The 6676-nt window shown below is 70.7% G+C and carries 5 protein-coding genes and 1 pseudogene; 3 read left to right on the forward strand and 3 right to left on the reverse strand.

Going from position 1 to position 6676, the window contains the following annotated elements; genetic code table 11:
- Positions 1-11: 11 nt before the first annotated feature.
- Together dapC and fdxA are read right to left on the reverse strand one after the other, a co-directional pair.
- The gene (gene dapC / locus BFF76_RS17490; RefSeq protein ID WP_053930421.1) at positions 12-1115 is read right to left on the reverse strand and encodes a succinyldiaminopimelate transaminase; all 1104 of its coding nucleotides are present in this window, start codon (positions 1113-1115) and stop codon (positions 12-14) included.
- A 100-nt stretch (positions 1116-1215) separates the two neighbouring features.
- Positions 1216-1536 carry a ferredoxin gene (gene fdxA, locus BFF76_RS17495; protein ID WP_031091138.1) on the reverse strand — a complete coding sequence of 107 codons (321 nt, stop codon included), beginning with the start codon at positions 1534-1536 and terminating at the stop codon, positions 1216-1218.
- Positions 1537-1653: 117 nt separating this feature from the next.
- On the opposite strand from fdxA, the gene BFF76_RS17500 reads away from it, so the two are divergent.
- The 3 genes from BFF76_RS17500 to BFF76_RS17510 all read left to right on the forward strand — a co-directional run bounded on the left by BFF76_RS17500 (position 1654) and on the right by BFF76_RS17510 (position 5624).
- Positions 1654-2688 carry a GNAT family N-acetyltransferase gene (locus tag BFF76_RS17500; protein WP_053930420.1) on the forward strand — a complete coding sequence of 345 codons (1035 nt, stop codon included), beginning with the start codon at positions 1654-1656 and terminating at the stop codon, positions 2686-2688.
- A complete protein-coding gene (locus tag BFF76_RS17505; protein WP_031091126.1) occupies positions 2685-3536 on the forward strand; it encodes a transglutaminase-like domain-containing protein in 852 nt (283 codons plus the stop codon). The genes BFF76_RS17500 and BFF76_RS17505 overlap by 4 nt, the downstream gene beginning before the upstream one ends.
- Before the next feature lie 303 nt (positions 3537-3839).
- Positions 3840-5624: a coagulation factor 5/8 type domain-containing protein gene (locus BFF76_RS17510; RefSeq protein WP_065848569.1), complete on the forward strand. Its 1785-nt coding sequence runs from the start codon at positions 3840-3842 to the stop codon at positions 5622-5624.
- A 134-nt stretch (positions 5625-5758) separates the two neighbouring features.
- On the opposite strand, the pseudogene BFF76_RS17515 reads toward BFF76_RS17510, so the two are convergent.
- Positions 5759-6676, reverse strand: a pseudogene (locus BFF76_RS17515) (hypothetical protein); the annotation flags it as partial.

The raw sequence follows: 6676 nt of genomic DNA on the forward strand, positions 1-6676 counted from the left end.
TGCGCCGGGCTTCAGGACAGCCGCTTGACCGCCGCGTCCACGCGCTCGTCCGAAGCGGTCAGCGCGACCCGCACGAAGCGGTCCCCGGCCGGTCCGTAGAAGTCCCCCGGCGCTACGAGGATGCCGAGCTCCGCGAGGTGCGCCACAGTCTCCCAGCACGGCTCGTCGCGCGTCGCCCAGAGGTAGAGGCTCGCCTCGCTGTGCTCGATCCGGAAGCCGTGGGCCTCCAGCGCCGCCCGCAGCACCGTGCGCCGCCGCGCGTAGCGCGCACGCTGCTCCGCCACATGCGTGTCGTCGCCGAGCGCGGCGACCGTCGCCGCCTGGACCGGGGCCGGCGTCATCATCCCGCCGTGCTTGCGGATCTGGAGCAGCTCGCCGAGTACGGCCGCGTCACCCACGACGAAGGCCGCGCGGTAGCCGGCGAGGTTGGAGCGCTTCGAGAGCGAGTGGACGGCGACGATCCCCTCGTACGTACCGCCGCAGACGTCCTCGTGGAGCACGGAGACGGGCTCGGCCTCCCAGCCGAGCTCCAGGTAGCACTCGTCGCTGAAGACCAGCACGCCGTGCTCGCGCGCCCAGGCCACGATCCGGGTCAGCTCGTCCTTCGGCAGGACGCGGCCCGTCGGGTTGGACGGGGAGTTGAGCCAGAGCAGCTTCAGGCCCTCCGGGTCCAGCTCCGTCGGGTCGTCGTAGACGACGGGCTCGGCACCGCAGAGCCGCGCGCCGACCTCGTACGTCGGGTAGGCGAGCCGCGGGTAGGCGACCTTGTCGCCCGCGCCGAGACCCAGCTGCGTGGGCAGCCAGGCGACCAGTTCCTTGGAGCCGACGACCGGCAGCACGTTCTCGTGCCGGACACCCACCGCGCCGAGCCTGCGCTCCGCCCAGCCGGTCAGGGCGTCACGCAGCGCCTCGGTGCCCCACACCGTCGGATAGCCGGGGCTGTCCGCTGCGGCGACCAGCGCCTGCTGGACCAGCTCGGGCACCGGGTCGACGGGCGTGCCGACCGACAGGTCCACCATGCCGTCCGGATGGCCCGCGGCCGTCGCCTTGCAGGGCGCGAGCTTGTCCCAGGGGAAGACCGGAAGACGGGAGGAGACGGGAACTGCTGCGGACACGGAACTCTGCTTTCTCGTACGGGGGCGTGTCGCCCCGGGAAACACCTCGGTCCCGCACGGTGACGAGCCGTACGGGACCGGGCGGCGCTCGTGCGGCCGCTTAACCGTTCTGCGGCGGCAGCGCGGCGATGAACGCGTGGTCGCGCTCGATGAGACCCAGCTTGGAGGCGCCACCCGGGGAACCGAGGTCGTCGAAGAACTCGACGTTGGCCTTGTAGTAGTCCTTCCACTCCTCGGGGGTGTCGTCCTCGTAGAAGATGGCCTCGACCGGGCAGACCGGCTCACAGGCACCACAGTCGACGCACTCGTCCGGATGGATGTACAAGGACCGGGAGCCCTCGTAGATGCAGTCGACGGGGCACTCTTCGATGCAGGCCTTGTCCTTCACGTCGACACAAGGCTGCGCGATGACGTAGGTCACGCTGTCGTTCCTCCTCGGTAGGGCGTTGGCTCTCGCGCGGGAGCGCGGCGTCGTCGATGCCCGCCCCTAGTATCTCCGTTCCGGGGCACGATCCGTACAGGAGGGGCAGACAGAGCTGTGGAATTCACCATGAGCGGACGGCTCGAAGTGCGCTTGACCCCCGCTGACGTGGGTAAACGCGTATCCGTGCGACGCATCCTCGGCGCTCCTGGCGAGGGCGCACAGTTCACCGACACGGTCGGTGTTCTCACATCGTGGGACAACGGCGTGCTCTCCGTCACGACGAAGAACGGCGAAGGCGTCCGCATCGCGGAATCCTCGCTCGTCGCGGGCAAGGAGGTGCCGCCCGCCCCCGCGCGCCGCCGTGGCCCCGCCGCGTCCTTCGGTGAACTCGCCCTGGTCACCGCACGCGCCTGGCAGCCCGTGGAGAGCGAACTCCTGGGCGAGTGGCGGCTGCGCGCGGCCGCCGGATTCACCCGCCGCGCCAACTCCGTGCTGCCGCTCGGCGATCCGGGTCCTACCCTCGGCGAGGCGCTCGGTCACGTCAAGCGCTGGTACGCGGAACGGGGCCTGCCCGCCCGCGTCCAGACGGCCACGGGCGCCGAGGGCACGCAGGAGCGGCTCTGCGCGGGCCTGGAGGAGCACGGGTGGCGGCGCGAGGTGACGGCCGAGGTGCGGATCGCGGCACTGGCACCGGTCGGCGACCTGGACCCGGACATCTCAGCCGTACGGACGGGAAGGGAGATGGACGATGCCTGGCTCTCCCGGTACCAGCGCTTCGAGACCCCGGGCCCCCATGTGCTCGAGGTGCTGGGCAGCGGCCCTTCGGTGTGGTTCGCCTCCGTGCCGGGCGACGGCCCGGCCGAGCCCCCGGCCGCGATCGGGCGCTGCGTCGTCGACGGCCGCTGGGCGGGCTTCATGGCCGTCGAGGTCGGCCCGGAGTACCGGCGCCGCGGCCTCGCCACGGCGGTGATGACGGCGCTGGCCCGCAGGGCGCTGGACGAAGGCGCCTCGGCCGCGTGGCTCCAGATGGAGACGGACAATGAAGGTGCCCGTGCGCTGTACGACGGCATGGGCTTCACCACCCACCACCGCTACCACCACTTCCGTCCGGGTGGCGGGGCCGGCAGCAGGGATGCGGGTAGCGCATGAGCGTCGAGGATCGCGGCAGGGCTGAGCGACGGCAGCGGTTCGCCGAGGAGGCGCGCGCCGAGCGGCCGGACCTCGCCCTGCTCTGCCTTCTGCTGGGCGCGGAGGCCGGCCCGCCGTCGCCCGGGGACGCGGATCCGTACGGTGTCGACGCGGCGCAGATCGAGCTGGACCGGCTGGCCGGCCTCCTGCCGTACGGAGCCCGCGGGGCCCGCGCGTGGGCGTCCGCGCTCGCCGAGCTGCTTGGTGAGCGCTGCGGTTTCTCGGGTTCGTCCCAGGACTACCAGCGGCTGGACTCCTCGGTGCTCCAGCAGGTGCTGCGGCGTCGCAGGGGGCTGCCCATCCTGCTTTCCGTGGTCTGGATCGAGGTCGCACGGAGGGCAGGGGCACCCGTGTACGGGGTGGCTCTGCCGGGCCACTACGTGGTCGGGTTCGGCGACCCGGCCGAGCGGGTGCTGGCCGACCCCTTCGCCGGTGGCGCCCCGCTGAGCCCCGAGGACGCCGAACTGATGGTGACGGGGGCGACCGGAGCGCCGCCCGAGACCTCGGTGCCGGTGCCCGCCAGGCCGCTGGAGACGGTACTGCGGACCCTGAACAACGTCCGGGCGTGGGCGGCGGCGCGCCCCGAGCGTACGGACGTGGCGCTGTGGGCGCTCGAGCTCTCCCTGCTGCTGCCCTCGCACCCGGCCAGGCTCCGTTACGAGCGGGCCCAGCTCCTCGTGCAGCGCGGGGAGTTCCTGCGCGGGGCTGCGGAGATGGACGAGTACGCCGAGATCGTCGACAGCTTCGAGCCGACGGCCGCCGAGGCCATCCGCCACCGCGCCCAGGCCGCCAGGGCGCTGCTGAACTGACGCCCGGCCGGCCCTCGCCGGTTCGCACGGGAAACGGGGAACGGGGACAGGGACGCGGGCCGGGGTCGGCCGAACGGTCACCCTGTGAACCCACCCGCGGCGCGATCTGACAACAAACCGTCCCGATTGCCGCGCCCCCGACGCCATTTGTTGCCCGCAGGGCAATCGGCCGAGGCTCTTCACGCACACCTCTTGACGTGTCCAGGACGACAGCGGTTACATCGGCACCACGAGAGAGCGCTCTCTCTCGCCACTCTCAAGGTTCCGTCGTGCACCCGTACCACGACCCAGGAGACGTCATCCATGCACGTTCCCCCCACGCATCACGCACCCCACACCCCCCGGCACCGCAGGTCCAAGGCGCTCGGATTCGCCGCGCTCGCCGTTTCGCTGCTCATGGCCTTCCCCACAGCCCAGTCGGCGTTCGGCGAAGAGACCGAGGCGGTCCCCGGCGGGGGTGACCTCGGCCCCAACGTGCTGGTCTTCGACCCCTCGACCCCGGACATCCAGGGCAAGGTCGACGAGATCTTCAAGAAGCAGGAGTCCGCGCAGTTCGGCAGCGACCGCTACGCGCTGATGTTCAAACCCGGCACGTACGACGACATCAACGCCCAGATCGGCTTCTACACCTCCATCGCCGGACTCGGCCTCAAGCCCGACGACACCACCTTCAACGGCGATGTCACCGTCGACGCCGGCTGGTTCAACGGCAACGCCACCCAGAACTTCTGGCGCTCGGCCGAGAACCTCGCCCTCAACCCCGTCAACGGCACCAACCGCTGGGCCGTCTCCCAGGCCGCCCCCTTCCGCCGCATGCACGTCAAGGGCGGCCTCAACCTCGCACCCGACGGCTACGGCTGGGCCAGCGGCGGCTACATCGCCGACAGCAAGATCGACGGCCAGGTCGGCCCCTACTCCCAGCAGCAGTGGTACACCCGCGACAGCACCATCGGCGGCTGGGGCAACGGCGTCTGGAACATGGCCTTCTCCGGCGTCGAGGGCGCCCCCGCCCAGAGCTTCCCGGAACCGCCCTACACCACCCTGGACACCACCCCGGTCTCCCGCGAGAAGCCCTTCCTCCACCTCGACGGCAACGACTACAAGGTCTTCGTCCCCGCCAAGCGCACCAACGCACGCGGCGTCTCATGGAACGGCACCCCCCAGGGCGAGTCCATCCCCCTCGACCAGTTCTACGTGGTCAAGCCCGGCGCAACCGCGCAGACCATCAACGCCGCCGTGGACCAGGGCCTGCACCTGCTGTTCACCCCGGGCGTCTACCACGTGGACGAGCCCATCGAGATCAACCGTGCGGACACCGTCGCGCTGGGCCTCGGCCTCGCCACGATCATCCCGGACAACGGCGTGACCGCGATCAAGGTCGGCGACGTCGACGGCGTCAAGCTCGCCGGACTCCTCGTCGACGCCGGTACGCAGAACTCCTCGGTGCTCGTCCAGGTGGGCCCCGAAGGCGCGTCGGCCGACCACTCGGCCAACCCGACCAGCCTCCAGGACGTGTTCGTCCGGGTCGGCGGCGCGGGAGCCGGCAAGGCGACCACCGCCATGGTGGTCAACAGCGACGACACGATCATCGACCACACCTGGCTCTGGCGCGCCGACCACGGCGACGGGGTCGGCTGGGAGACCAACCGGTCCGACTACGGGCTCCGGGTGAACGGTGACGACGTCCTGGCCACCGGCCTGTTCGTCGAGCACTTCAACAAGTACGACGTCCAGTGGTCCGGCGAGAACGGCAGAACGATCTTCTTCCAGAACGAGAAGGCGTACGACGCACCCAACCAGGCCGCCATCCAGAACGGCGACATCAAAGGCTACGCCGCCTACAAGGTCGACGACTCCGTCACCACCCACGAGGGCTGGGGCATGGGCAGCTACTGCTACTTCAACGTCGACCCGACCATCCGCCAGCAGCACGGCTTCCAGGCCCCGGTGAAGCCCGGAGTGAAGTTCCACGACCTGCTCGTCGTCTCCCTCGGCGGCCAGGGACAGTACGACCACGTCATCAACAACACCGGATCACCGACCTCCGGTACGGACACCGTCCCGTCCCAGGTCATCTCCTTCCCGTAGCACCGGCGGCACGGGGCCCGGTCACGCTCGTGGCCGGGCCCCGTGCCGCGCGGACCGCGCGAGCGGTCCCGTAACGCCGCCGCCCCCGCCCGGAGATCCGGACAGGGGCGGCCGTGCGACGGTGGTGGGGCCGGTCAGCCCTCGCCGTTCAGGTTGATCGAGACGGTGCGCTCGGCGGGGGTCCTGCCGAGCAGCGCGCCCTGCATGGCCTGGGCCACGTCGGTCGAACTGACCTGGTGCTTCTGCCCGTCGCCCTTCGTGATCATGACGCCGTCGAAGACACCGTCGAGCAGGGTGTCGATCGCTTCCCTGTCGTAGACCGCGACCAGCTTGCCGTCGACCGGCTTCATGGACAGGATCTGCGGCAGGGACCTCGCGGGGCCGAAGTCGATCTGCTTGGGCCCGGCCTTGATGGTGATCAGCCCGGACATCGCCGGCTCGGCGAACTCCTTCATCGCCCGGTCCAGTTCGGCCTTGGTGACGGTGGGCTCGGTGGACGCCACGGGCAGTTCCACGACCGCCGGCTCACCGGTCTGGACCTGCGCCCGGTAGGCGTCGCGTACGGAGATCAACGACCGGTTGACGTCCAGCGCCTTACCCGCCTTGCCTGGTACGGCCACGGCCTTGTTCGGCTCGAACTTGATCGTGCCGTCGTTGGCGGAGCCGGAGACGCCCGCCAGGTCGGAGAGGGCGACTCCGAGCTTCTCCTCGTCGACCGGGATCACCGGGTCGGCGGAGCGTGCCCCGCCGAACAGGGAGCCGATCACCGAGACAGGGTTGTAGTCGCTGCCCGCGGCGCCGCGGACGGTCTCCTGGCTGTCCAGGGTCAGTCCGGCCTTGTCGGGGGCGAGCTTCTCCTCCTTGCCGTCCACAGACAGCCGGAGAGGAGTCTGGGCCCGCTTGCCGAGGGCGGCGTCGAGCTTGGTGACCGCTTCCTCCTTCGTGCCGCCGCCGATGTCGACGCCCAGCACGGTGGTCCCCTTGGGGACCTCGGAGTGGTTCATCAGCAGGCCGGCACCGTAGGCGACGCCGAACAGCACGACTACGCCCGC

Source organism: Streptomyces mutomycini (assembly GCF_001700505.1).
In the GTDB taxonomy this organism is placed as follows: Bacteria; Actinomycetota; Actinomycetes; order Streptomycetales; family Streptomycetaceae; genus Streptomyces; species Streptomyces mutomycini.